Annotated in this window: 20 protein-coding genes; 10 read left to right on the top strand and 10 right to left on the bottom strand. The window is 46.6% G+C overall.

The window, feature by feature from the left end; genetic code table 11:
- Positions 1-28: 28 nt before the first annotated feature.
- Positions 29-1,534, bottom strand: coding sequence for an alpha-N-arabinofuranosidase (locus EL84_RS12305; protein ID WP_047841903.1), 1,506 nt, complete (start codon positions 1,532-1,534; stop codon positions 29-31).
- 182 nt (positions 1,535-1,716) lie between these two features.
- On the opposite strand from EL84_RS12305, the gene EL84_RS12300 reads away from it, so the two are divergent.
- Positions 1,717-2,622, top strand: coding sequence for an ArsR/SmtB family transcription factor (locus EL84_RS12300; RefSeq protein WP_047844139.1), 906 nt, complete (start codon positions 1,717-1,719; stop codon positions 2,620-2,622).
- Between the two features lie 120 nt (positions 2,623-2,742).
- Here EL84_RS12300 and EL84_RS12295 read toward each other — a convergent pair whose 3' ends face one another.
- From EL84_RS12295 to EL84_RS12275, 5 genes are all read right to left on the bottom strand, one after another.
- Positions 2,743-3,537 carry a C40 family peptidase gene (locus EL84_RS12295; RefSeq protein ID WP_047841902.1) on the bottom strand — a complete coding sequence of 265 codons (795 nt, stop codon included), beginning with the start codon at positions 3,535-3,537 and terminating at the stop codon, positions 2,743-2,745.
- 526 nt (positions 3,538-4,063) lie between these two features.
- Complete coding sequence (locus EL84_RS12290) at positions 4,064-7,339, bottom strand: glycoside hydrolase family 48 protein (protein WP_053061466.1); 3,276 nt, start codon at positions 7,337-7,339, stop codon at positions 4,064-4,066.
- A gap of 88 nt (positions 7,340-7,427) precedes the next feature.
- On the bottom strand, positions 7,428-10,421 hold the full coding sequence (locus tag EL84_RS12285; protein WP_047844138.1) for a glycoside hydrolase family 9 protein: 2,994 nt from the start codon (positions 10,419-10,421) through the stop codon (positions 7,428-7,430).
- Between the two features lie 341 nt (positions 10,422-10,762).
- Positions 10,763-12,499 carry a methyl-accepting chemotaxis protein gene (locus EL84_RS12280; protein WP_082218992.1) on the bottom strand — a complete coding sequence of 579 codons (1,737 nt, stop codon included), beginning with the start codon at positions 12,497-12,499 and terminating at the stop codon, positions 10,763-10,765.
- Positions 12,500-12,705: 206 nt separating this feature from the next.
- A complete protein-coding gene (locus tag EL84_RS12275) occupies positions 12,706-13,257 on the bottom strand; it encodes an undecaprenyl-diphosphatase (RefSeq protein ID WP_053061465.1) in 552 nt (183 codons plus the stop codon).
- Between the two features lie 184 nt (positions 13,258-13,441).
- Between EL84_RS12275 and EL84_RS12270 the strand changes: the two genes are divergently transcribed.
- On the top strand, positions 13,442-14,437 hold the full coding sequence (locus EL84_RS12270; protein ID WP_047841900.1) for an LCP family protein: 996 nt from the start codon (positions 13,442-13,444) through the stop codon (positions 14,435-14,437).
- 139 nt (positions 14,438-14,576) lie between these two features.
- Positions 14,577-15,830, top strand: a complete 1,254-nt coding sequence (locus tag EL84_RS12265; protein ID WP_047841899.1) for an acyltransferase — start codon at positions 14,577-14,579, stop codon at positions 15,828-15,830.
- Between the two features lie 38 nt (positions 15,831-15,868).
- Here the strand turns inward: EL84_RS12265 and EL84_RS12260 are convergent, their stop codons facing one another.
- On the bottom strand, positions 15,869-16,606 hold the full coding sequence (locus EL84_RS12260) for a hypothetical protein (RefSeq protein WP_047841898.1): 738 nt from the start codon (positions 16,604-16,606) through the stop codon (positions 15,869-15,871).
- A gap of 445 nt (positions 16,607-17,051) precedes the next feature.
- On the opposite strand from EL84_RS12260, the gene EL84_RS12255 reads away from it, so the two are divergent.
- Both EL84_RS12255 and EL84_RS12250 read left to right on the top strand, forming a co-directional pair.
- Complete coding sequence (locus EL84_RS12255) at positions 17,052-17,999, top strand: hypothetical protein (protein ID WP_053061464.1); 948 nt, start codon at positions 17,052-17,054, stop codon at positions 17,997-17,999.
- Positions 18,000-18,053: 54 nt separating this feature from the next.
- A complete protein-coding gene (locus tag EL84_RS12250) occupies positions 18,054-18,296 on the top strand; it encodes an NHLP leader peptide family RiPP precursor (RefSeq protein ID WP_143781073.1) in 243 nt (80 codons plus the stop codon).
- Between the two features lie 77 nt (positions 18,297-18,373).
- Here the strand turns inward: EL84_RS12250 and EL84_RS12245 are convergent, their stop codons facing one another.
- Both EL84_RS12245 and EL84_RS12240 read right to left on the bottom strand, forming a co-directional pair.
- Positions 18,374-20,272, bottom strand: a complete 1,899-nt coding sequence (locus EL84_RS12245; RefSeq protein ID WP_036668747.1) for a sensor histidine kinase — start codon at positions 20,270-20,272, stop codon at positions 18,374-18,376.
- A 153-nt stretch (positions 20,273-20,425) separates the two neighbouring features.
- Complete coding sequence (locus tag EL84_RS12240) at positions 20,426-20,707, bottom strand: hypothetical protein (RefSeq protein WP_047841897.1); 282 nt, start codon at positions 20,705-20,707, stop codon at positions 20,426-20,428.
- A 144-nt stretch (positions 20,708-20,851) separates the two neighbouring features.
- Between EL84_RS12240 and EL84_RS32255 the strand changes: the two genes are divergently transcribed.
- From EL84_RS32255 to EL84_RS12230, 3 genes are all read left to right on the top strand, one after another.
- Positions 20,852-21,013, top strand: a complete 162-nt coding sequence (locus tag EL84_RS32255) for a hypothetical protein (RefSeq protein ID WP_017690239.1) — start codon at positions 20,852-20,854, stop codon at positions 21,011-21,013.
- Between the two features lie 121 nt (positions 21,014-21,134).
- Entirely contained in the window at positions 21,135-21,506 is a 372-nt protein-coding gene (locus EL84_RS32140) for a hypothetical protein (protein ID WP_036611534.1), read from the top strand.
- Between the two features lie 36 nt (positions 21,507-21,542).
- On the top strand, positions 21,543-21,737 hold the full coding sequence (locus EL84_RS12230) for a hypothetical protein (protein ID WP_047841896.1): 195 nt from the start codon (positions 21,543-21,545) through the stop codon (positions 21,735-21,737).
- A 102-nt stretch (positions 21,738-21,839) separates the two neighbouring features.
- Here the strand turns inward: EL84_RS12230 and EL84_RS12225 are convergent, their stop codons facing one another.
- Positions 21,840-23,054, bottom strand: a complete 1,215-nt coding sequence (locus EL84_RS12225) for an MFS transporter (protein WP_047841895.1) — start codon at positions 23,052-23,054, stop codon at positions 21,840-21,842.
- Positions 23,055-23,309: 255 nt separating this feature from the next.
- Between EL84_RS12225 and EL84_RS12220 the strand changes: the two genes are divergently transcribed.
- Together EL84_RS12220 and EL84_RS12215 are read left to right on the top strand one after the other, a co-directional pair.
- A complete protein-coding gene (locus EL84_RS12220) occupies positions 23,310-23,960 on the top strand; it encodes a peptidylprolyl isomerase (RefSeq protein ID WP_047841894.1) in 651 nt (216 codons plus the stop codon).
- Between the two features lie 484 nt (positions 23,961-24,444).
- Positions 24,445-24,708: a YqkE family protein gene (locus tag EL84_RS12215; RefSeq protein ID WP_047841893.1), complete on the top strand. Its 264-nt coding sequence runs from the start codon at positions 24,445-24,447 to the stop codon at positions 24,706-24,708.
- Positions 24,709-24,841 lie beyond the last annotated feature (133 nt).

Genomic DNA, 24,841 nt, shown 5'->3' with positions numbered 1-24,841 from the left:
ACGTGTCCTATCCCTTTATGCTAATCCATTACTGAACTTTCAAACGGATTACGTTCCATGATGCTTTTGCCAAGCTCGCCGTAATCAGAGTATCAGATACAACTGCATCCCCGCGATTATGAGGAGCAACGCGGTTTGGTTGTGCTGCCGTATTAGATGCTTTGAGATCATCACTCTCCAGCACGATATGCTCGATCACGGTACACTTCCCGAAGCTGCGCAGATCCACCTCGAGCGGAAGGGATTCTTCCAGATGACGGTTAACTGCGAATACAGTCACTTCACCCTGCTCTTCGTTATGCACCGCAATAGCTTCCAGATAAGGAACATCTGTAATTTGTTTTGTATCGTATTTTGGAGACTGAATCAATGGCACCAATGCTGTTCCGCGTCCGAAGAGGGACGTATGCATAAATGGATAGAAGATTGTCTGTCTCCATGAACCACCACCCGTATCTGTCATGATCGGTGCAATTACGTTAACGAGTTGTGCCAGACAAGCCATTTTAACCCGATCCGCATGTTTGAGCATACTGATCAACATACAACCAACAAGCAGCGCATCCTCATGATTGTAGATATCCTCCAGCTGTGGCGGAGCAATCTGCCAAGGGTCCATCTTCGAATCATTTTCATTGGAGTGATACCATACATTCCACTCATCAAAGGACAGATACATCGTCTTTTTGCTACGTTTCTTCGCTTTGATATAATCACAAGTTGCCTTCACGGTATCGATAAAACGATCCATTTCAAGCGAGCGTGCCAGGAACGTTGGCGTATCTTGCTCTTGATTGCCGTAGTATTGATGCAAGGACAGATACTCCACGTGATCATACGTATGATCCAGCACCGTTGCTTCCCATTCCGGGAACGATGGCATATTCAGATTCGAACTTCCGCAGGCTACCAGCTCAATCGTCGGATCCGTCCACTTCATGACTTTTGCCGCTTCAACGGCTAACCGTCCATACTCATCTGCCGTTTTGTGACCAATCTGCCAAGGACCATCCATCTCGTTGCCCAGACACCATGTTTTGATCGCATGTGGCTGCTTGTATCCATGCTTGATGCGAAGATCACTATAGTACGAACCTTCCGGATGGTTGCTGTACTCTACAATGTTGCGAGCTGCATCCGTACCCCGTGTTCCCAGATTGACCGCCATCATCACTTCAGAATTAGCCTGTTTTGCCCAGTCCACGAATTCGTTGAAGCCAAATTCATTGGTCTCAATCGTTCTCCAGGCCAGTTCCAGTCTGCGTTTGCGTTCTGACACAGGTCCAACCGAATCTTCCCAATTGTAACCGGATACAAAATTACCTCCAGGATAACGTACAATCGGTACATTCAACTCCTTGACCATCTCCAGCACATCCGTGCGGAAACCCTGTTCGTTCGCTGATGGATGCCCTGGCTCGTAAATCCCGCCATAGACGGCACGTCCCAAATGCTCAATAAATGATCCGTACAAGCGCTTATCCACTACACCAATAGTAAAATCTTTATCTACCGTCATTTTTGCTTTTTCCATAATGAATTTCAACTCCTTAAGATTAATATAAAAATTAATTGATATTCTATGGATCAACGTTCATATTTATATTAAAATCGATTATAGCCTTAATTTCAACCTGAATTTTGCAAAATGTTATTCTTTTTACTGAATTTATGTTTAACTTAATTCTATACAGATAAAATGGAGGAACAACTGTGATCAGAGCAAATACCGATGCCGAATGGCTACCCCTATATGAAGCACTTGCCAGTGAAGTCCGTCTACAGATCATCCGCCTTGTTGCAGAGACTCCGATGAATGTGAAAGACCTTGCTGCTTCACTGGGTCTGAGTAGTGCCATCGTGACCATGCATGTCCGCAAACTTCAGGATGTTGGCATTATTCAGTCCAAAATGATACGCAAAGACGGCGGCACACATAAAATGAACAGCCTTGCTGTAGACTGGATTGGCATCTCCATGCCGCAGGAAAGCGGGACAGCCCGCAAGCTTCACGAGGTTTCCGTCCCTGTGGGACACTACACCCACTTTGACGTCTATCCGACATGTGGTCTGGCTACATCCAATCATGTTATCGGACAGTATGATGACCCTCGTTATTTTCTCGACCCCGAGCGGATGCATGCGCATATTCTGTGGTTTGGCCGTGGATTTGTGGAGTACAAAATTCCAAACTATATTTTATCCGGACAACAGATCAATGCGATTGAATTGTCCCTTGAGATCGGATCAGAAGCACCTTCGGTGAATCCGAATTGGCCCTCGGATATTACATTCATGCTGAATGGCATCCGATTGGGGGAATGGACCAGTCCTGGAGATTCAGGCAACGGACGTGGCATGTTCACCCCTGAATGGTGGAGTGACAGTGTCAATCAGTACGGCATGCTCAAGGTACTGCGAATTACCAATGAAGGTACGTTTATTGATGGACAACATCTATCCGACATTACACTCGCAGATATCCCGGTCGAACGCAACCAATGGACTCTTCGTCTTTCGGTGGAGGAAGATGCTCAGCATGTGGGCGGGCTTACCTTATATGGCGAGGGATTCGGCAACTACAATCAGGATATCCTGTTCCGGCTGTACTATCACGATTGAGTTCTTCAAAATAATAAATAACACCAAAACACCTCCCAGTCGCCTGTCAAAGGCAGAATGGGAGGTGTTTTGTATGCATATGAACATGCGTAGATTATTTAAGAAAGTTCTTGTTCTAACTTACAGCGCACTGCCACCAAACAGGAAGCGATACTCCCAGTGTTTGCCGGAGATATCACTAGTTGTTACACCACCGCCAGCGTTGGAATACGTATGTAATACCTTGCCGTTGCCCAGGTAAATTCCTGTGTGCGTAATGGTTGCGCTAGATTTATTCACGCCCGAATACGATGATGCAGAGCTGCCTTTATACGACATGAAATACATCAGATCGCCGCGTTTCAGGTTTTTCCAGTTCGTCTGAACTGTACCCTTGGCTTTTACATAGTCTCCCTGTTTGCGGGAATCCGCTGGAAGCTTGATGCCCAGTGCATCAATGAAGGCCTGGCGTACAAAGCTGGAACAGTCAAAAGTAGCTGTGCTGTTACGACTGGCTCCGAACTCATAAGGTGTTCCCAAATATTTCATTCCGGCTGCAATCACTTTTTCTACAGATGCATTGCCGGTCACCGATGTACCACTATTCGAACCCGATCCGCTTGTGCCGCCACTAATCGCTTGTGTGTATTTGGATGAAGAAGATATGTAACCTGTCCGGTTAGCAGAATCCTTAATCTTATACCAATCCGAACCGGATTGCTGAAGCACCGTTACCGTTTCCCCTTTAGCGACCAAGCGAACAATCTTCGCAGAAGAAGAAGGTGTTGTGCGTAGGTTTACGCCCCAAATTACTTTTACTTGTGAATTGTTAACAGCAGCTGCCGATACCTGTGCCGTTAGTGCTCCTGTCGTCAGACTTCCCATCAGCATCGTTGCTGTGACACTTGCCGTAATAATCGTTTTTTTCCAGTTCATGATGTCGAGTTCCCCCTGATGTTACAGAATTTTAACCTGGCTTGGTTCTCCCGGGCTTGCCCCATTGTAAACGGGCTCTCCATAACGTTCATCAGTCGAAAGTCCTGTATTGATATAGGCGAACTTGAGCACTAAGTATCAGGGTGCGTCCATAATCTACTGGAAAAATTCACTGCTGATCCCTTCTTTTTGAAAGGTTAAATTATTGTAACTATTTGATATACTTCATTTTACCGCGATAAAAGAGTTAGGTCGTTTCTCATTCAGGGCATATGCCATATGACCTAGATTTTAATGTTTAAAATCGCAAATATGGTAAACATTACTATGATTCATTTGCCGATTACCGTTCACCGAATTCACATTTTTGCCTCCAGCCCCAATACGGATCGATTTATCAGCAGTGTCCGTTTGATTATTTTGTATTTCATTTATGCTTTCCATAAAAAAAGAAAAGCCAGGGATTTCTCCCCGGCTTAACCTGTATGATGAGTAACATCACTCTACAATTGGTCGATCAACTCATTTAAGGTTCAATTCCCCATACCTTGGCGCCATCCTGATAAGCCGTCACTTTTGTCCAGGCACTGAAGGCCGATTGGGTAGAATCAAAGGAATAATCATTCGTTTGATCAAAATTCGTCCAGTTGTTTTTCGAGAAACGTCCCTGGATGATTCCGGTTTCAGCACCCGCGGCCAAACTGCCGGCACCCGCTTTGAATCCAATCTCCAGATACGTATCTGCCGTGCCCTTGGCCGGATCTATCGAAACAAAATGCCCTTCCACGTTACCACTGCCAATCTGCGCATAATCACACCAGAAACTCAGATCAGCGGCACTATCCTTGGTGAAATAATACCGGACCTTCACTTTGCTCAAGTCCACAGCAGTTGTACCTGTATTCTTCACATTGAACTGCGGAGTAATCGCATTGACCGAAGCCCCTGAACTACCATTACGGTATTGTACTTCAAGCGTTCCCGTTGTAACTGGAGGTACCAATGGGGTCAACACCAATACATTTGAATTCGTCTGACCACTCGTATTAATGGCTACGACTCTATAATTATAAGCCGTACCATTCACCGCTGTAGCGTCGGTATACGTCAGTGCGGTCAAACCTGTTGCCAGATCAGCATATGCCCCGCTGCCTACCGAACGTTGTACCTTATAACTCGCTGCTCCAGTTGATGCAGTCCATGTCAGTACCGCCTGGGCATTGCCAGCCGTTCCAGTAAGGTTGAAAACGCCTGGCACAACGGTACCTGCGAGTGGTGTTGCAGATGCCTGTGTCGACGGTGCAGACTCACCTACGGCATTCACCGCAGTGATGACATAATAATACGTTGTGCCGTTGGTCAAGCCTGTATCCGTGAATGTCGATCCTGTGACCCCTGTCGCTACAGACGTATAAGGACCACCATTCACTTCTGCACGTTTCACGTTATACGAGGCTGCACCAGCGGCTGCGTTCCAATTCAGAACCACTTGCTCACTTCCTCCAGTTGCTGTTACGCCAGCAGGAGCAGCGGGTACTTCCACTTCCGGACTATCGGAATCTCCGAGGAGACGATCATACTCGCCATACGCTGTAGCCATATCCACCTGTGACCAGAACCGGTGATACGTAAAGGTAGGTGCACCGTTTTCCCACTGCTTCGTGGTTGTGTTATATGACGTTTTGTACAGATTATCCAGGTAAGCCCATGCCGGATCTTGCTTGATGGCCGGACGCAGATCGGAGTATCCAATGTATACGCCATTGCCACCTTTCGCCGGATCGGAAGGTACACCTGCTGTACCTGGAATCGTATTGCCTTGACCAAAGGTTCCAGACCAGTTCGCCGGGATATAGATCTCTTTGGCAAAGAAGCGGAAGTAGTCTTTACGCTCTTCTTCCGTAACAATCCCCACACCATCATTGTAATCCCAAGCTGTATCCAGCAAAGCCTCAGCCAAATCCTTGGCTTCTTGGCCTTCCGCGCTAAATGTACCGTTCTCTGCCTGTGTTCCGGCTGCGAAGAAGGTCAGAGCTTTAACGTAACTTCCCAGAACTCCTGTGTCCTGCACTGGATCTTTGGTCGTTACACGGAAGTTCGGATTTTCCGTAAACGAACTGAATCCATTCCATTTGTCCGGTTGACCCTGCCATTCCTGACCACCCGGAATCCAGAATTCTCCCGGAGCCGGCGTTGTAGCTACCTGAACATTAGTTCCACCCAAAATGCGCTGTCCAGCCGCATTCAGATAATAGCCTTGCGCATCCGTCACCGGACGCTCACCTACAAATACATAATCCTTACTCCAGTCGATCCACTTCGTGATTACCTTCTTGGCCATCTGGAAGTTCTCAGAGGTCAAATCACCGCTCTCCGCAAGAATATAGTACATCTCGGCTACACGCTCCAGCGGCCATGCCTGGAATCCAAACCAGGTGTTGGAATCCGGATCACGATACACTGGTGCTTCTTGATAGGCCATGTCATAGAATGTGCTTACGCCTGCCGGATAGGCTTTGTATGAACCATCCAGACTGTTCGTTGCTCCCCCGCCGATAGCTCCTTCATGGGATTGTAGCCAAGTGTAGAATTCCAACTGACGTTTCAGCGTAGCATTCCAATCTGCCTTCGCTGTTGCTGATTCCGGAATCAAGCCGCCAGCCGGATCAGACAAAGCATACGCTGCAACCGGGTTTTGATAAGCCTGATGGGTATGGCTCGCTCCAATGCGCCAAGCCCAATCCCCACCTTGACCCAAGCCACCGCCCCAAGACGTATACCAAGCCATGAGATACATGTTGGAATCCTTACCTGTACCCGGAGTTGGTGTACCGCTCTTTGCACTTCCAATTTTCTGGAAGTATTTATCATACATGCCATAGCGCAGATAGTCCCCCATCTTCTTCGCTTTATCCAGATATTCCGGATTGTTGTATCCCATCTCCTTTGCCCAATACAGCACCTGTACAGCACGTGCATCGGCATCCGTTGCATTTGTGTAACGCCATTGTGCTGACGGTACCTGATTTTCCTTTGTGAACAAGCTCATGAAACCTTCGTTTGCCTTACCAAAAGATTTATCATCCTGGGATGGATGCGGAATGGCTTCCCACACAGACTCCTGCTCCCCACGTTGGAACGTATTCACATAGGTAGCTGTATGTGATGGATTCAACAGGTTGCCATATCCATACCAGTTATCCACATCGACCAGCCAGTGCATGAGATAGGTCTGATTGTCACCATAGGTCGCCTTAAGTTCGGCATCAATCGGGTCTTTACCCGCTGCATATTGACCATTAAGTTGCGATGGATATTGATCAGGAAAAGGTTTTTCCGCTGCATACGTAGCAGGGCTGTTCGGGTTGTATGAGCTCATCGTAGGCTGCTCTTCCTTGCCGTCACCTTCATTGACCGGGATAATGTATTTCTCCATACTGTCCCAAGCTGCTTCCAGTTGGGACCAGTCTCCCGTGTAGTGGCCATACATGGTTTCCAACCACAGCCAGTAACTGTATGCCTCGGACGTCGTCATATGACCATAATCCGGTGCCTCACTCAGCAGGGTCTCAATGGAATGATACGGCAGACCCTCTGGCGAAAAATATCCGTTCGCCGGATCTTTCAACTGATCATATAATTGCAAAAACCGAACTTCATTAATGCTGTCTGTCTGAATCTCGATGGCCTGATCTGCGGCATGTGCTGTTTGCGGCCCTGCCCAGAGTCCGGTGTATCCGGTCAACATGACGGTTCCCGCCAGCATGGCTGTTAAACTTTTTTTCGCAGCTGATTTCAACATTAATATATACCTCCCTGGAATAGTGGAAATTGAATATAAACGCTGTTGGTCTGCCCATGCTGCTATTCGGCCAATGATCTTGAGCTAGTTACGGCTCCAAGCCCCATACTTTGGTGTTTCCCTGATACCCGGTTACCTTGTTCCATGCGGCAAAAGCCGTCTTGGAAGCATCATAGGAATAATCATTACTTAGATCGAAATTGCTCCAGTTATTTTTGGAAAAGCGTGCTTGAATCACGCCGGTCTCTGCTCCAGCGGCCAAACTGCCTGCTCCAGGCTTAAAGCTAATCTCCAGATACGTATCTGCGGTACCCTTCGCCGGATTCACTGCGACAAATGTACCTTCAACATTGGCCGTGCCCATCTCGGCATAATCACACCAGAAGGTCATTTGATCCGCACCATCCTTGGTGAAATAATATCGGATCTTCACGGTACTGAGATCAATCGCCTGTGTTCCGGTATTCTTCACGTTGAACTGCGGAGTCACCGCATTACTTGAATTCCCGGACCCTCCGCTGCGGTACTGCACTTCGAGTGTACCGGTCGTCACCGGAGGTGCAGAAGGCGTCAGTGCCAGGACATTGGACAGTGTCTGTCCGTTCGCATTCACAGCTGCAACCCGGTAATTGTACGTGGTGCCATTCAGCGCTGTTGTATCGGTGTAAGTCAACACGGACAATCCGGTTGCCACATCTGCATATGTCCCGCCTGCCACCGAACGTTGTACCTTATAGCTAGACGCGCCCGAGGCTGCTGTCCAGGTCAGGACCGACTGCGCATTACCAGCTGTCCCACTTAAAGTCAGTGCTCCCGGCACCGTCGAAGCTGCTTGCGGGGTAGCCGACACCTGTACAGAACCCGATGATTCCCCTGCTGAATTCACAGCAGTCACTACATAATAATAAGCCGTCCCGTTGGTCAGTCCCGTGTTTGTGTAGGTCAATCCATTAACCCCTGTCGCAACAGTTGTATATGGTCCTCCACTCACCTCGGAACGCTTCACCGTATACGATTCGGCCCCGGATACAGCGGCCCAAGTCAGGTTAACCTGACTGCTTCCCGCTACAGCCTGCACGCCAGCAGGTGCGCCTGGAACCGTGACTGGTGTAACACCAGGCTCCTGTCCATACACCTTCACCCCTGCATCATAGACTGGAAGGTATATGCTCTTCACAGGAGTGCCTGTGGTCAGCGTCTGGAACGAATGATCATTGCTGGCATTCCATGCACCCTGTGGGCCTGTAATGCGGAACTGTACTTCTTTACGATAATTTCCTTCCCCACCTGGATAGATCTTGGTATTACCGAAGTTCGCCGTAATGGCATAGATATGCTGGGCTGCATTCACCACAACTGGTTGGGATACCGTCGCCCCCTCCGTATAGGAGGTTGTCACTTGCACGTCCGATACCGTACGTCCGGCAGCATACATTTCACTCAAATCCAGGAAATACTTAAAAGAAAGTTGATCTCCCATTCGGGCAGGCCAAGCGGAACGATTATTAAGCTGTGCTCTGATTTCCGTATAATTGGCACCTGATGATTTGATCGCAGCCTCCACAAAGAACTCATCTCCCTTCACCTCAGGTGCAGGGAAGTTCGCCAGGGGCTGATGATTCTGACCAAATAGCAAATTCATCTTTGCCAGTGCGCCGGTAAAACCAGCATTGTAATCGGTTGCGACCTCATTACTCACGTAATCCCCGATATCATCGGTATATCCATCCGATGCATCCGGGCCACCGACCATGGCACCATACAGAATGTGGCGATGGTTAGCCGGGATATCTTCGTTATTCAGCCATGAACCGTGAGCGGTCCGATGATGCGGATGTTGAGGTGCATTTTGCCCATATCCGACCACATAACTGCTCTGACGCGGATTATCGCCCAGAATATAATTCATCTGTGAGACAGCAAAATCCTGATATCTTGACTTTTTCACAGGATCACTGACCCAGTCGGAGTATACAAAAGAAATAAAGGATGCATTCGCTGCATATCGGAGCGATCCCCACTGATCCAGCCACGCCAGACCTCCTGGCGTATACTTGACTCGTGTCCCATTGACTCCAACCGTCCAATAATCCAGATTGCGCTCAGTCGACTGAATAAATCTCGTCGCCTCCGGCATGTTCAAACTGGACGTAATTCGGGCAAGCAGGATCTGGGCACCATAATGTTTACTGTCCCAACCTTGTGTCCAGGTATAGGGCCAATTGGCTGAGCCTCCGCTAGAAGACCACCGGTCCGTAGCTGCAATGGCTTTGGACAAGTAAGCGCTATCATTAGTAGCTAAATAAAGCCATGCGCCACCCCATGCCAGCTCGTCTTCGTATCCTGTCCACGAATTATAAAACGCTGCAGCATCAGTGATACAATCGGTGTATTCCCCCCGATATGTATCTGCGAAGTTGTACAGCTCTTTCGCATGTTGGAGCAGTCTTGCCGAATATGCCGGATCATCATCTGCAAATACAATCGATGACGCTGCCAGCGCTGCAGCCGTTTCTGCCGCCAGATCACTGCCCGGGCATGAAGCATCTATCTTGAACGAAGGACGGTTCATCTGCATGACTTCTGCAGGACCCCACCAAGCATGGTCGGTATTGCCTGCCCCCACTTGTCCCCATAATTCATTTGGTTTCGTATGCGCTTTCATAAAGTAGTCGGTCGCCCATCGGATATTATCCTTGATCTCCTCCAGTTGTCCGGCCTGTTCATATCCGTCGCCGTATTCCACGACAGACCAGGCGAGCATCGTTGCGGAAGCAGCCATCGGAAAACCAAACTTTACGTGATCTCCGGCATCATACCATCCTCCGGTCAGATCAACGCCTACATCAGCTCCATCCTGCATGCCCGAATTACCACGCCATTCGACCCGATTACTGGCTGGCAACGGACCCGAACGCTGTGCCTCATAGAAGTAAATGGCCTTTTGCAGTGCTTCAGCATAGTTTTGATTTCCGGCGGCCGCATCCGCCTTACGAATTCCTGTGCCCATCGATAAACTCCCTGCCAGTAGTCCTGCCGATAACGCGATCATAGCGACTCGTCTCCACCAGCTCCCCTTCATGTTCAACTATTCATCTCCTCTTCATCAATATTCCGTATGCATTACTCTGGACTGCAAGTTTATATCGCTCCTCCCCATGGTGTATTTCAGTGTAAGTTCCACCATTAATTACCATTATAACCGTTTGTTTCACCAGCTATATAAGCGTTGGTGACTTCTGAAATAACATTGTTGTGACCTGCTCTGCGTCATGTGACAAAAAAAGCTGTTTCTCTAACGCATATGCGCGTTAGAGAAACAGCTTCTCGCCCTTGTTATCATCAACAGTACAAATCGAATGGCATTCTGACCATCCTGTCAGTATGTTTCTCTACACCTTAGGTATCAGAACATCTCATTGGTTACACTTTGAACTTGTTAATCTGCTCCTGCAGTTCTTCGGCCATTTTGGATAATGAACCCGCGGATGATGCAATCTCTTCCATCGAAGCCAACTGCTGCTGAGTTGCGGCAGATACATTATGAACCCCGCCCGCTGCCTCTCCAGCAATGTTGGAGATTTGACTTACATATCCTACAACCTCAGTTGTACTCGCCGACATTTCCTCTGAACCTGCAGATACTTCCTGGATTTCACCCGCTACTTTGTTGACCGCATCCGAGATCTGCTCGAACGCTTGTCCTGCCGCAGTAACCATCTCGATTCCTGCTTCTGTCTCACTGCTGTTCACTTTCACTGCCTGAACAGCATGATCCGTATCTTTCTGGATCAATTGAACGAGATCCGTAATTCTTTGCGCAGATGTAGAAGATTCCTCAGCCAACTTACGCACTTCTCCCGCAACTACGGCGAAACCACGTCCGTGCTCTCCTGCTCGTGCGGCTTCAATGGCTGCATTCAGTGCAAGCAGATTGGTCTGCCGGGCAATGTTGTTGATTACCTCGGTAATGGTTCCAATCTCTGCTGAACGTTCCCCCAGCCCTGTAACCAATTCAGTCAGCGAAGCAATGGAATTCCGAACAGAACCCATCTGTTCAACCGCTTGCTGAATAATCATATTTCCTTCGGAAGATTGATTCGCCGCATCTACAGCAGATACGGATACACTCTGAGCAAGCTCGGCAATCTGCTCTGATCCGAGAGCCATCTCATTCATCGCCTGTGAAGAGCGCTTCACAATATCAACTTGATCTGACGTGCCCACGGCCAGTTCCTCAACGGTTTCGGAAATCTGTTCCGAGGCTTGAGTATTTTGCTCTGCACTTGCAAGAAGCTCTTCCGATGAAGCCGCTACCTGTTCAGAAGTCATCGATACCGATTCAATCATGGAGCGCAAATTACCACTCATGGTATTGAAGGAAGCCGCGAGCGTTCCCAATTCGTCTTTGTTCTTAAGTACAATCGTCTCACCCGTCAGATCACCATTGGCAATAGCCATGGCCGCTTCATTCATCTTTTTGATTGGACGTGAGATGATGCTTGCAATGAAGAAGGCAATGAACACAGCTAGCAGGAATGCAAAAATCGTCACTGCCAAAATCACATTAAATGTATTCTCAGCCAACTCGACAGAATCATTCGTTGCTGCATCCGATCCTTTATTCCCAGATTCGATCAGCTTGGCAATCGTGTCGTTAGCTGTATACCACAATGGATAGGCTTCAGTGTGCAGTCTACTTGCTTCTTCATAGTTATTTGCAATACCGAATTCTATGAATGCAGGCATTTTCTCCACATAAGCATCATAATTCGTACTGAAATCATTGTAGAGCTTCATTGCTTCATCATTGCTCTCAATGAACGTTAGCAGCTGTTTACGCTCATCTTCAATCTTCGTGAGGAGCAACTTTAACGCTTCATTCACCTTGACGTTTTCTTCTTCGTCTTGTTCAACGATAATCGCCAACGCCAACCGCTCTACATCCGAAACATCACCATTCATCATACCTAGCAGGCTTACACTCGGCATCCAGGTCTGGTCTACATCATTAGCTTTGTTTGACATTTGATGGATCTGAATTAACGCATAAACGCTTACAAAAACCAGCAGAGCCACGACGATTAAAAAACCAGTCAGTAACTTGCCTCGAATCGTTAACTTCAATATCCCCAACTTATTCCCCCGCGTGTCTTCCATGTGTCCCACTCCTCAAAATAATACATATTTATAATATATCGTCACCTATCGCCGTGAATTGTAGATGTTAGAATTCAATTTCTATAAATTTCATGTAACTTCGAACATAACACAAAAGAAGTCTCCCATCTTTGGCAGAACCAGAGATAAGAGACTTCTTTCATTAAACGAAACTACCAAAACTTCACTAGACATTGCGATTAGCGCTATCGGAAAACACGTCGGTGTATGTTAATGAAGAAGTCGGGAATCGGCTTGGTATAATTGCGGGTTGTAATCAGAACCACACTAAGCAGACTTCCGAGAATGAATCCTCCCAGAATATCTCCTGGATAATGCACACCAACATATACACGCGACACCCCTGTCAACACAGCGAGTAACATCATCCATGACCCGAAGCGACGTCCAATAAAAAATGAAGCAGCCGCTAGAGCAAATACAAAGGAAGCATGTTTACTTGGAAAAGAAGGATCAGGTACATGGGCAACCAGCTGATGCACAGTCCCTTCCACAAAAGGTCTTGGATGACCGACCGCTGGTGATATCCCCCATTTGGCCAGAACTAGCGCTACAATGGAAGCCACACAGGCATAAAAAACAATTCGCTGTTTCGATGGATCGCCGAGAAACCATACGATAACGAGCAGTGCAATCATGACCCAAACCGCATACTCGGATGATGTGATCATAAACCAGTCCAGAAACGGTATTTGGTCTGCAAACTGATTAATCCAATTAAATAGTGATTGATTCATAACTGGCTTTTAATCCCCCCATTACACAAAACATGATTATTTTTTACATATTAAATATACACTAACTATTTGTCAAACAATCCTCAAATTGACCGAAGTTACGAAATCAAAGAGGACTTTTTGCTTTCTTTTTGTTAAACTAGTTTGGGTTACATATCAGTTCAATCATAGAAAGGTGAAGATTATGCTTAAAAAATGGTTATGGGGTACAGCCCTGACCCTGGCACTTGCGATTACAGGTGTCGTTGTATATTACGGATATTCGATTGTTCATTTTGCCAATAGCATCTCCACGGCTTCCGGGACTTCATCCAACTCGTCCTCTTCCGGCACAGACAACGATTCAGACACACCAACGACAACGATTCCCCGATGGGAGGGCCAGGAACGGGTGAACATTCTGCTCCTTGGTGGAGACTCAAGAGGCGACGATGCAGGACGCTCGGACTCGGTCATGGTCGCTTCCATTGATCCGGTCACCAAGAAAGCCCATCTATTCTCCGTACTGCGTGATACCTATGTAGCCATTCCCGGGCATGGCAAAAACAGACTTAATGCAGCCTTTTCCTACGGGGGTGCGGAGCTGACCAAACAAACCGTCAGTGATCTGCTCGGTATTCCCATTCAGCATTATGTCTACACAGACTTTACAGGTTTCATGGCACTTGTTGATGCGGTAGGCGGCATTGAGATCGATGTGGAGAAAGACATGTATTACACCAGTAAAGCAGATAAACATATGTACGACATTGACTTAAAAAAAGGATTGCAGCATATGGACGGCAAAACCGCCCTGCAATATGTTCGGTTCCGGCATGATGCCACCTCGGATTTTACCCGTACCGAACGGCAGCGGATCTTCATGACCGAGCTGGCCAAGAAAATGCAGAGCACCACGTCACTTTTCAAAATCCCGGATATCCTGGAAGCCATCGCTCCCTACATTGAGACGGATCTTAGTCCAACCCAGATGTTAAAACTCGCATCACTCGGCTTCGATATCCATGTGAACGATATCGATCAGCAGCAGATTCCACCGAACAAATTGCTCACCAATGAACTGGTCGGCTCAGCTCAGGTACTGGGTGTTGATGTGAGCAAACTCCAGTCCTACATTCAGAAACTGTTTGAAGAAGATGCCGCATCCTCAGAGACTCCATCATCAGAGGAACAGAACTAAAACAAGCATGAGATATATCAACAGAAAAGACGGCCAAAGCCGTCTTTTTTAGTACCTATTTTCTCCATTTAATGCAGTCTTAATGTTTAACAGGTACCCTTATATGATGAACTCCGGTTCCTGGAGGGAGGATTACAATGTGAAAAAACCGCGAATAACGGAATGGACCGAACTGCGGGGCATTGCCTTTCTGGCAATCGTCATGCAGCATAGTATAGCTGAATATATCTATCGCGCTGATATTGAACAACCGGATTCCATTATGTTGACCATGATTTATCATCTGACCCGATTTGGTACGCCAACGTTTGTATTTTTATCGGGTGTAATGTTGTTTTACCATCATCGTAACACCAAACCGGACTATCCTCGCTTCATTCGAAAGCGATTTGGCGATATCTATATGCCGTTTGTCGTATGGACACTGATCTACTGGCTTTCTGTCCGTATCTTCATCCCCGCGTTCTGGCTTGCAGGCATACCTGATTTTCGCAGTCTGATTCGTGAACTGTTTGTCCCACAGACGGGATATCATCTCTGGTTTGTCATTATGGTGTTTCAGTTCTATATTCTGTTCCCCCTGTTCTGGACAGGAGCAAAAACCATTCAGAGACGTATCCAGAACACCTCACGCTTCACACCCATGCAAGTCATTATCGGACTAATTCTCTTTGCAGCAGCACTATATGCCCTGCTTATGCAATGGTCCTACTATAATATGGGGGGCTGGACAGAATCCATGTCTGAGCCTTGGTCAACGTTGCTGCAATATCGCTCCTATTCATGGGTGATGTACTGGTTCTACTTTTTACTGGGTGCCGTATGTGCCTGGTCAGTGGATAGCTGGAGGAGTTGGAGCACGAAGATACTGCCATGGACGATCTGTCTGTTTATAGGGATGTACATTTGGCTTGGATACGATGTGCTGCGTGGGTCCGGGGATGTTGTGAATTTGAATATCTCTACTTATTTGAAACCAACTACATTCCTCATCATTATGGCTCAGATGCTCATGTTGTATGGTTTCCTCGTACTGATGCAGGGCAAAGATACACGGTTTCAGCGTCTGTTATCCTGGATTGGCCGCTATTCATTTGGTGGATATCTCGTTCATGCCCTGGTGATCTACGCGATCGCTTATGTAACCAGACCGCTTCAACTCAGTGGGTGGCATCTGCCTGTAACGTTGCTATCGTTCCTTGTAACCGTTGGTATTGCTCTTGCAATCAGTTGGGTGCTGTCCAAGCTTCCTGGCTCCCGCTTCACCGTAGGGTTAATGCGCAAACCACGTTCTGTACCTAATTCATCAGCTGCTGTGGACAAAAGAAATTCATCTGAGCGAACTCCGTCACCCGGCCCAACTCGCAGTCCGGGAACGAGTGAGCCGTTTTAAAAATAAAGAAGAGCGTCCCCTCACGGAGACGCTCTTCTTTATTTCACTTCGCTCGAAGTTGATCGTCCAGGAACAGGTTCCTGGGGACCCGGGGCTGGATGTACGTTGCCCTTCTGATTCACAAATCTCTTCAGATCACCCGTTAATTGTTCCTTCAGCTTGTCCACCAGCTGCGTTTCGCTAATGCCTTTTGCCTGAGCAATCTCAGCCAGAGATTTCCCTCCCTGAAGCTGCTCGTGAAGTTGAGCAGGGGTGACTCCAATAAACCGGGCAATTTCGCCTTTATCTACCATGGAACGTTTGCCATGGTGGGCAAATTCACGCCGCAAGTCACGCAGCGGGGTATTAATGACCTTTTTCAACTTGGTATCCATGTCCGCCTTCGTCGCTGCAGCTTGTTCCTTGGTGAGACAACCTTCGTCTACAGCTTGATCCAGACGTTGCGCCAATGTAGGCTTCAACTTCTGCAATAACTGCTCCTCACTAAGTCCCTTACGCTCTTTCGCAATCTGGGACAACGTCTTGCCAAGTTCCATCTGTTCTTTCAGATCCCGAAGTCCAATCCCAAGCAAGTCTGCCGTCTCACCAATCATAAACAGACCGTGTCCTGCCTGCATGCATGGCTTCCCTGGTTTGCCGGAGGAAGAAGCTTTTGACGCATCGTCATGTTGCTCAGAACGAACGGCTGGATCAGCAAATGCCACATGTCCTGTTGCTGCTGTTATAACTACGGCTACCAATCCGGCTGCCATCCATGTTTTCCATTTCAAATTCATTTTTTTGCCGCCTTTCCGATGTCGAAATCCTGTGCCTTCCTAGTTTGAGCCTAAAATCCACTTTTTTATGCCATAAAATACAAAAAGTCATCATTTTTCTCACAATTGATCACAAAAAATCCTATTTTTTTCAGTTTATTTCCGCTATACTAAGTATAACTTCATGATCTATATCAGTTGAACTACATATAATTTACACTGACACTACGATGACAGAACAACCTTCCAATCGCTGTTATCCCCAGATTTTTTTGATCCCTTTTTCAAGGGAAAATCCGGTGATAGCATATGCTTCCGATGTAGCTTTCTTTCAGAAAGCTTTAGGCGAACGCTTCGCTTTTTCAGGTTTTTTCTGTCCTCTCCGTTATCGTGTAAATGATTATTTTCAACTAATATAGTTGAACAGTCCTGGATTACCTTATCGCAGGAAGGACGATATGTAATAATGCGGAAAGATTGGTTAGATCCGTTTAGATCCGATCTGGAGGTCGTGTTTTCTTCAGCGGAGCAACTCGTACGGGAATATCCCGAACCCTTGTCAGGACATGCATTAGAGCAGCTTCGTTCGGTTAATCCGCTGTTACGAGATTCGGGACACAGCTACATCGGGTACATCACTCCACTTTGGATGCAACACTCAGATAAACTACCCCCAGAGAAAGCACACCAATTAAGTACAGCCTGTCTCATCCATATGTTATATTTTCTGAATCAGGACGACGTGATGGATGAACAACCGGAGAATGCCACATTGAAGTTATCCCTGGGTAATCTATATTACATGGATGCACTTCAATCTTACTCGGTATTATTCAATCCTTCCTCCACGTTCTGGGTCTATTTCAGACAATATGTAGTGGATTGGGCCTTGAGTGTTACGGGTGAACATTCCATTGATTATTTCCAACAGAACCCCTTGTTGATTGCGCAAAAGGCTGCCCCTCTGCTCATTGGAGCTACTGGTGCACTGCTTCTGCTGAATCAGTCCGACCGGATCATCCCGGTGTGTTCTGCCATCAACATCACACTCATGACACTTCAGATGACCGATGACTTCACAGACACGCAACAAGATGCTGTGCATGGAAACTACAACAGCTACCTCTCCCACATATCCGCAGCACTGAATCACAACTATCCAGTTCAACCTCTAAGCGAACGTATACATGACAATGTATACAATACACAACTCATGAACTCTTACGTAGACATTGCTTATCACTATAATCGTACACTAACATCGTCTAACTTAGGAATATCGCATCTTGAGGCGTTTGATTCTTATTTATGCAGCACTTTAGTACAAGCTGTTCAGGACATTACACAACGGAAGAAACAGCTTCTCCAAGGCGGGTTTCATCACTGGATTAGCGAGCAACAGTTGGGATTCTGAGCATAAGGACTAAGCTGATTCAGTTTAATTTTAAATATGAAGGGAATGTTGACGATGATGGTATCAGAGAAAACGTTGCATGAGGATATTATTGAAAAGGCTTGGACTGACGAGCACTTCAGACAACAATTGCACTCCAATCCGAAGCAGGCGCTTCGTGAAGCGTTTGGCATCGTAATTCCGGAGCACATTCAGGTACGTACTGTTGAGGAGCAGCAGAATAACTATGTACTTGTCATACCTCCCAATCCTTCCAAAGTAAATTATGATGTGAATTGCGGACCTTGGAGAAGTTAATTCGGGTGAGCTAATCTTGTAGTGTAAGAAATTAGGGGTAGGAACAAAAAAAGCCGCTGTATCCTTCTGTGAGTTCGTCAATCGACGAACTCGACAAAAGATACAACCGCTTCTGTTCCTACCCCTTTGGTGCTTGTAAAGCTGATCTGTCCTTGCATCGCTTCAACAATTCGGAATGTCACCATCATGCCGAGGCCTGTGCCTTTGATTTTATTGGAGAAATAAGGCTCACCTAACCGGGAGAGTGCTTCCTCGTCCATTCCTTCTCCGTTATCCCTGACATGCACCTTAATCATTCCATCCTGCTTATACGCCCAGATATCAATCTGACCTTGTCCCTGCAGAGCTTCAATACTGTTCTTAATAATATTGATAAAAGCCTGCTTAAACTTCGAGGAATTGCCTCGAATATATAGATCCGGCGGAATGTCGGTGGTGATTTTTCCACCTTCCAGGTTAGCCATCGGTACAAGAATGCCTTCAATATGATTGAACTCATCCGAGATATTGAGCGAGATAATATGGTCAAACTCAGGTTTGGCAAAGGTAAGAAAATCCGTTATGATGCCCGAAGCCCGATCAAGTTCTTCCAGTGCAATTCGCACATACCCCTTATTTTTGTTGTCTTCCTGTTCCGTCATAAGTTGCAAGAATCCTCTTGTCACCTGAAGTGGATTACGTACTTCATGCGCAACGGAAGCTGCCAATTCACTAATAATCTCCATCTTTTCGGATCGCTGCAACTCATTGTTGAACAGCTCCAGTTCCTTAGAATACTCTAGAACTTTAGTATGTTTTTCGGCAAAACGACTTCCGAGAATGGCAATCAACGAGATCACAAATGCAACCATGGACCATTTCCACCATAACAGATGATACGTCCCACTCCGCTGATAATACCACAACAGTTCAGCCACACTGATCAAGGCAAATGTACCAAATCCTGTCGCAAGCAGCATAGCTTCCCGATTTCGTTGCAGCGCTTTGGCGATGGTACCAACCAACAGGATTGTCAGCAGAATGACCAGCACAATGCCAACCACACGCTGTACGAGCAGATTGTAGAGGATCTCCCATTGCCCACCTGAAGTAACATAGATAAATAGAGAGAATACTGCGATAACTGAATATATGAATAGTATTTTTCGCAGTTTGGTGAAGATTCCATGCAGTCCTGGCCCGATAATCTGTTCAAAAAAATAACATAGCGCTGGCATACCCAGCAGCATCGCCAGATCAAAGACTACGGAATACAGGTCACCATATACCTGATAGAACGTATACAAAAATTGCGAGTACGTGATGATCATCGTTCCGATGGAACCCATCACGATGCATAGCGAGATCCATAATCCCTTATGGAATTTGCCAAGGAAGAACGTACAACTCAGCATCGTAATCGCTGTGAAAACAAAGGTCGCGCCCAAAATTACATCAATAAGTCCGTTATGAATATATTTCTCCTGTAACGCGGCATAAGGTCCAACCTGAACAGTACCTTGTATCCCCAGACGGCCTTTTTCATTTTGCGACCATACATAGAGCGTGTCACCTGAATTTTCGCTGGATAAGGGCAGCAACACAGCATTATTATCATAATTGTAATGGTAGTTCTCGTAGACCTTGCGGTCTTCCAGATAAACAACAATATGATTGCCTTTAATGTTCTCAAATCGAATGGCTGAACTTTCCTCACTCAACTCAGGGATGGTCAGGCGAGTCCACAAAGAATTCGATCGATCCGTATTGCTATACTCTAACTTATCGCTGCCCTGCTTTTCCCATATTTCGTCTGCTCCCTTAACCTCACTGATGAACCCTTGATCGTCAACGTTCCCCCATTTTACTTCCCATCCTGTAATGGATACAGGTTGCTGAACCGCTCCTGTAGTTGCAAAGACTATCCCATGTGGCATGCCTAGAATAATCAATACACTCATCCATAAGATGACGATAGCTTTGGGCACATTTTTCATTCACAGCACCTCAAAGTTCTAATTTTCCCTATCTTAGATTCTCTCATTTATCATTCGCCACCGTTTGTCACGTCACCTTCTTGAGATAAAATGAAATTTCACATTTAAGTCGATTTATAGTCTTATTTCCATTTTATTGTTAAAGTTATTCGATTAATCACGCAGGTCTTCGAACTGGTTCACTATCATTTCCCGTTCTTTCTGTTCAACTTGACTGCGAAATTCAAGCCACTGCTCTGTCTCCTCATCATCATAGATGGTCCATATGTCGGAAAAAAGGAATTCCCGTAATTGGACAACTTGCCCGGACCATATACCGCCTACCCAAAACAAACCATCCGGACGACGGATGACGGTACGGGAGAACCCGGGTGTGGACGCCTTTTGCCCGATACGGATGCGTGTGATCATATTACCCAGTGTATACCAGTCCACATGAATCCCTCCCTTACATATTCAAGCTTCATCATAACATAGGCAAAACAGGAAAAGCTGTAAAAACGGTGGCTGCGATTCAATCCTTTGCTCCGGGTGTAATGGTTTCTCAAAGCAAACAAACACGCTAAGGAGATGATTACAATGAATGAGCCCCATCGTACGGTTGAGGTAGAACATAAGGATGTTCAGCATAAATCGGATTCAAGTATGGTCGCTTCCACATTTATTAAATATGCCGCATATATCATTATCTTTTTCGGATTCTTATACTTCTTGGTTAAATATGTATTCCCCAAATTCTAAGGCATTCATATCGTAGTGAACACCCGGAGATAATAACCTGTGCAAGATTACAACACTAGCCCTTTGGGTAACTACGGAGTAAGAAGCTTAGGACAACCGACAATGAAAGGAAGTGTTACTCATGTCTGACAAACCAATTAGTAACGAAGAGAGTGACCGCTATTATGACCGTTATCAGAGGTCCCGCGATATTCCGCCAGAGACGGAAGTCCCCGAAGGCGATATGGATACCTTTGATGAAGTTTCCGGCAGACGGATTGTAACGGAAGATTCGGATCTGGCACCCGTAGCCGCAACTGCTGTGGACGAGCCGGAATTGGATTCACGTTTGGCTGAGACACCGCTGGAATCTGTACCTGATGCAGATCTTCTGCAACCGAACAGTCCGGTTGATCCTGCTGCACCCGATCCGGATGCGCTGCATGGTACCGATCTGCTTAATGGTGCTGGTGCAGATGCCAAACCAGAGAACGACATTCCACCACGACATTAACAGCTGTTATGACATCCTGAATGAGGAGGTGCATACATGATGAAGGAAGATCGCCAAAAGCATGAGCATGAACCGGATAATCTCGTGACCGAACGGGATATTGACCCGGACTTCGGACTGTTCACTGAGGACTCCTTTCCCGAAGCACTTGAGGATGAAGATCAACGTGATGCGGTCGAGCATGCCATTCCCAAAGAGAAGGCTTCTCGTAAGCCCTCTTCGGATGACTAACTTATATAGATCCGTAGTTGACTTAAAAAAGATGACGTCTGTAATTTCACAGCGTCATCGTTTTTGTTACCTGTAAGTTCACTTTCTCTTGGTGATTTAGCATCATCGCTTAGCGGAAACCTTACTTGCCACGGGCAGTTTGTGATCCAATCCTGACCACTTCGCTACAATCGCAGTGATGATCAATGCCACTCCATTAATAATAAATATCCAGCGTATCGGCAGCCAGCCCCCAAGTACACCACCAATAATCGGTCCCGCCATCGTCCCGATCTGGGCAGCGGATTGATTCAGACTAAAAGCCCTGCCCCGGAAACTTGATGCGGTAGCCTGCACAATCATGGCGTTAATTGCCGGAAATACAGCGGCAAAGAATAAACCATACACAAATCGTAAAATGCCGAATGCGATATAACCTGTTGTAAAGAACTGCAGAAGATTCCCTACAGCCCCACCAACAAGTCCAATGATCAACACTTTACCGTATCCAATCCTTGAACCAATCTTGCCCCACCGCGGCGCCATAATAACTGTTGCTACCCCCACCGCTGAGAAAATAATACCCGAGCTGAGTGAGGCACGATCCGGCTGAACGCCCATTTCCATCACATAGACCGTCAATAGTGGCTCCAGAATCATGACGGAGAATGTACATATGCCCATCATGCCAAGCACCGTCATAAACAAACGATTCGCTCTCGCTTCACGAATGTCATCCATGACGTGGGAACGAGCTTTGTTCCGGTTGAAGTTCTCTTCTTTTACCCAAAAGGTTGCGATGATTGCTGAGACTAACACAACAATAGCCGAAAACAAAAATGCATTCCGGTTGCCATAATAATGACTCACCACGCCACCAATTAACGGTCCGATAATACCACCAGTGGCTCCTGCAGTGGACATAATACCAAGTGCATAACCAGTCTTCTCTTCAGGTGTATTTGTACCTACCAGAGCAATCGCTGCTGGAACAAACCCTGCAAGCAGACCCTGAAACAATCGAACAACAATCAGTGAATACGGGTCCTGCACGAAATAATTGATTAAATACAAGACGGCAAGGCTGTATCCCGACCGGATCAGCATGGGCTTGCGTCCGTATTTGTCAGCCAGTGATCCCCAGAACGGAGACACGAGTGCACTCGCAAGAAACGTAATGCCAAATGCCAGTCCTGACCATAACTCCAGGTGATCACGAACCCCCAAGTCAGCACTTAGAAACAGGGGCAGAAATGGAATCGAGATCGAATACGCGGTGCTGCAAAAAAATACACCAATCCACAATATGACCAGATTGCGCTTCCACGAGAAGTTCATATACCCGCACGCCCTTTCCGTTACTGACGACGGGACTGCCGTGTATTGGAGCGGACGGAACAGACCCGTACGTCCCGATGCGGAAGCATTTTCCTTATTTTACACCCATCATTCCACGAAGACCATCCCTTGTTCACCACAAACACATGTATTACATTGCCATCCTGTCCACAAAAACGGTATGATAGTTGGGTAAATATCCAAATATGATTTGGAGAAAATATATAATGCAGAGATGCAAGGAGGAACGTTTTCATGTCTTTACGGTGGAAAAAAACAACCGCAGTATCGCTCGTTCTTGCGATGCTGCTTATCGTCATTAGTGGTTGCGGACGCCCTGCAACCAGTGCCGAGCAAGCGCCGGTCCCGGCCGCACCTGAAGGTCCAAACCCGGTGGCTACCATTGAGATGCAGAATGGTCAAAAGATCGTTATTGAGCTCTATCCCGAGATTGCGCCCAACACGGTGTATAATTTCATCTCCCTTGCGAATAAAGGGTTCTATGACGGCCTGATCTTTCACCGGGTCATTCCGGGCTTTATGGTTCAAAGTGGTGACCCAAATGGTAACGGTTCGGGCGGCCCGGGATACACGATTAAGGGCGAATTTACATCCAACGGTCACAAAAACCACCTGAATCATACTCGCGGAGTTATTTCCATGGCACGAAAAGATGGAGATCTGGATTCCGCAGGCTCCCAATTCTTCATCATGTTAGCTGACGCGGATCATTTGGATAATGCCTATGCTACTTTTGGAAAAGTGACCGAAGGTATGGAAGTTGTTGATAACATTGCAGCTCAGGAAATAGGTGAAGGTGACAAACCCGTTAAGGATCAAGTTATGAAAAAAGTTACGGTAGATACCCATGGTCTGGAGTATCCAGAGCCGGTAAAAGTGCCTTAATTAACTTCCTTGCCAAATGGATGATAATCACATGGTTATGACTTGTAAGGAACTCTAAACAAACAAAAGCTCTGTCCTGCGCGTATCTCGCAAGGCAGAGCTTTATTTTTTGATTTTAATGATAGCGGTTACATCTATGACTTTATAAAAAATGACCTCTTCCGGCATCATCCTCAATACATCCATCCCATCAAACGTAACCAGCCGATAATCGCAATCCATAACGGGCAGCTAAAGGCAACGCCCCATGCAAGCCCTTTCAGTAAACCACGGTTTACTTCCACGAACAACGACTCCTTTCTCCAGGGAATAGTCGCAGTATCGGTAATAGTATATGATTTTATACCCGATTTCATTCGTCACGCAACCCTCGTTTTCCTTCTTTTGTGCCGCAGATTCATGGAATGCTTTACGGGAACCTGATATACTATGACTACTGTACGATAAATGGAACCTGATTCATGTTTGGAAAGGAGATTTTCCTATGGCAAAATCCAAAAAACGCATTCCTGCTCCCAAAACAGCAGTAGCACAGGATAAACCCACAACACTGAAGGATCTGCTTAGCAGTGATGTGCTGGAGAAGCTGAAAGCTCAGGCGGATGAAGCCAAGGCTGCCGAAGCGGCTCTTAAAGAACAGGAGCGTCAGAAGGCAGAAGAAGCTCGCCGAGCGGAGCAGAAGCGCCGGGATAACGACTTCGAATATTTGCTCAATAACAGTGCAATGGACTGGAAGAAACATAAGTAAGTATCGGACATGACTTGAATGAGTTTCCCACCATTCACATGCCAAAATAAGTTCACAGCAGACAGATGATGAAGTTGATCTGTTCCAGAACAGGGCCGCGTTGCGGTCCTGTTCTTTTTGATATATACACATA

The sequence above is a fragment of the Paenibacillus sp. VT-400 genome (genome assembly GCF_001029205.1).
Taxonomy (GTDB): domain Bacteria; phylum Bacillota; class Bacilli; order Paenibacillales; family Paenibacillaceae; genus Paenibacillus; species Paenibacillus amylolyticus.
This window is presented reverse-complemented; position numbering and strand designations above follow the sequence as displayed.

Excerpts from the sequence above, each read along its gene's own strand:
- EL84_RS12305 (WP_047841903.1), bottom strand. The coding sequence starts at position 1,534 with ATGGAAAAAGCAAAAATGACGGTAGATAAAGATTTTACTATTGGTGTA.
- EL84_RS12295 (WP_047841902.1), bottom strand. The coding sequence starts at position 3,537 with ATGAACTGGAAAAAAACGATTATTACGGCAAGTGTCACAGCAACGATG.
- EL84_RS12290 (WP_053061466.1), bottom strand. The coding sequence starts at position 7,339 with ATGTTGAAATCAGCTGCGAAAAAAAGTTTAACAGCCATGCTGGCGGGA.
- EL84_RS12285 (WP_047844138.1), bottom strand. The coding sequence starts at position 10,421 with ATGAAGGGGAGCTGGTGGAGACGAGTCGCTATGATCGCGTTATCGGCA.
- EL84_RS12280 (WP_082218992.1), bottom strand. The coding sequence starts at position 12,499 with ATGGAAGACACGCGGGGGAATAAGTTGGGGATATTGAAGTTAACGATT.
- EL84_RS12275 (WP_053061465.1), bottom strand. The coding sequence starts at position 13,257 with ATGAATCAATCACTATTTAATTGGATTAATCAGTTTGCAGACCAAATA.
- EL84_RS12270 (WP_047841900.1), top strand. The coding sequence starts at position 13,442 with ATGCTTAAAAAATGGTTATGGGGTACAGCCCTGACCCTGGCACTTGCG.
- EL84_RS12260 (WP_047841898.1), bottom strand. The coding sequence starts at position 16,606 with ATGAATTTGAAATGGAAAACATGGATGGCAGCCGGATTGGTAGCCGTA.
- EL84_RS12255 (WP_053061464.1), top strand. The coding sequence starts at position 17,052 with ATGCGGAAAGATTGGTTAGATCCGTTTAGATCCGATCTGGAGGTCGTG.
- EL84_RS12250 (WP_143781073.1), top strand. The coding sequence starts at position 18,054 with ATGATGGTATCAGAGAAAACGTTGCATGAGGATATTATTGAAAAGGCT.
- EL84_RS12245 (WP_036668747.1), bottom strand. The coding sequence starts at position 20,272 with ATGAAAAATGTGCCCAAAGCTATCGTCATCTTATGGATGAGTGTATTG.
- EL84_RS32255 (WP_017690239.1), top strand. The coding sequence starts at position 20,852 with ATGAATGAGCCCCATCGTACGGTTGAGGTAGAACATAAGGATGTTCAG.
- EL84_RS32140 (WP_036611534.1), top strand. The coding sequence starts at position 21,135 with ATGTCTGACAAACCAATTAGTAACGAAGAGAGTGACCGCTATTATGAC.
- EL84_RS12230 (WP_047841896.1), top strand. The coding sequence starts at position 21,543 with ATGATGAAGGAAGATCGCCAAAAGCATGAGCATGAACCGGATAATCTC.
- EL84_RS12225 (WP_047841895.1), bottom strand. The coding sequence starts at position 23,054 with ATGAACTTCTCGTGGAAGCGCAATCTGGTCATATTGTGGATTGGTGTA.
- EL84_RS12220 (WP_047841894.1), top strand. The coding sequence starts at position 23,310 with ATGTCTTTACGGTGGAAAAAAACAACCGCAGTATCGCTCGTTCTTGCG.
- EL84_RS12215 (WP_047841893.1), top strand. The coding sequence starts at position 24,445 with ATGGCAAAATCCAAAAAACGCATTCCTGCTCCCAAAACAGCAGTAGCA.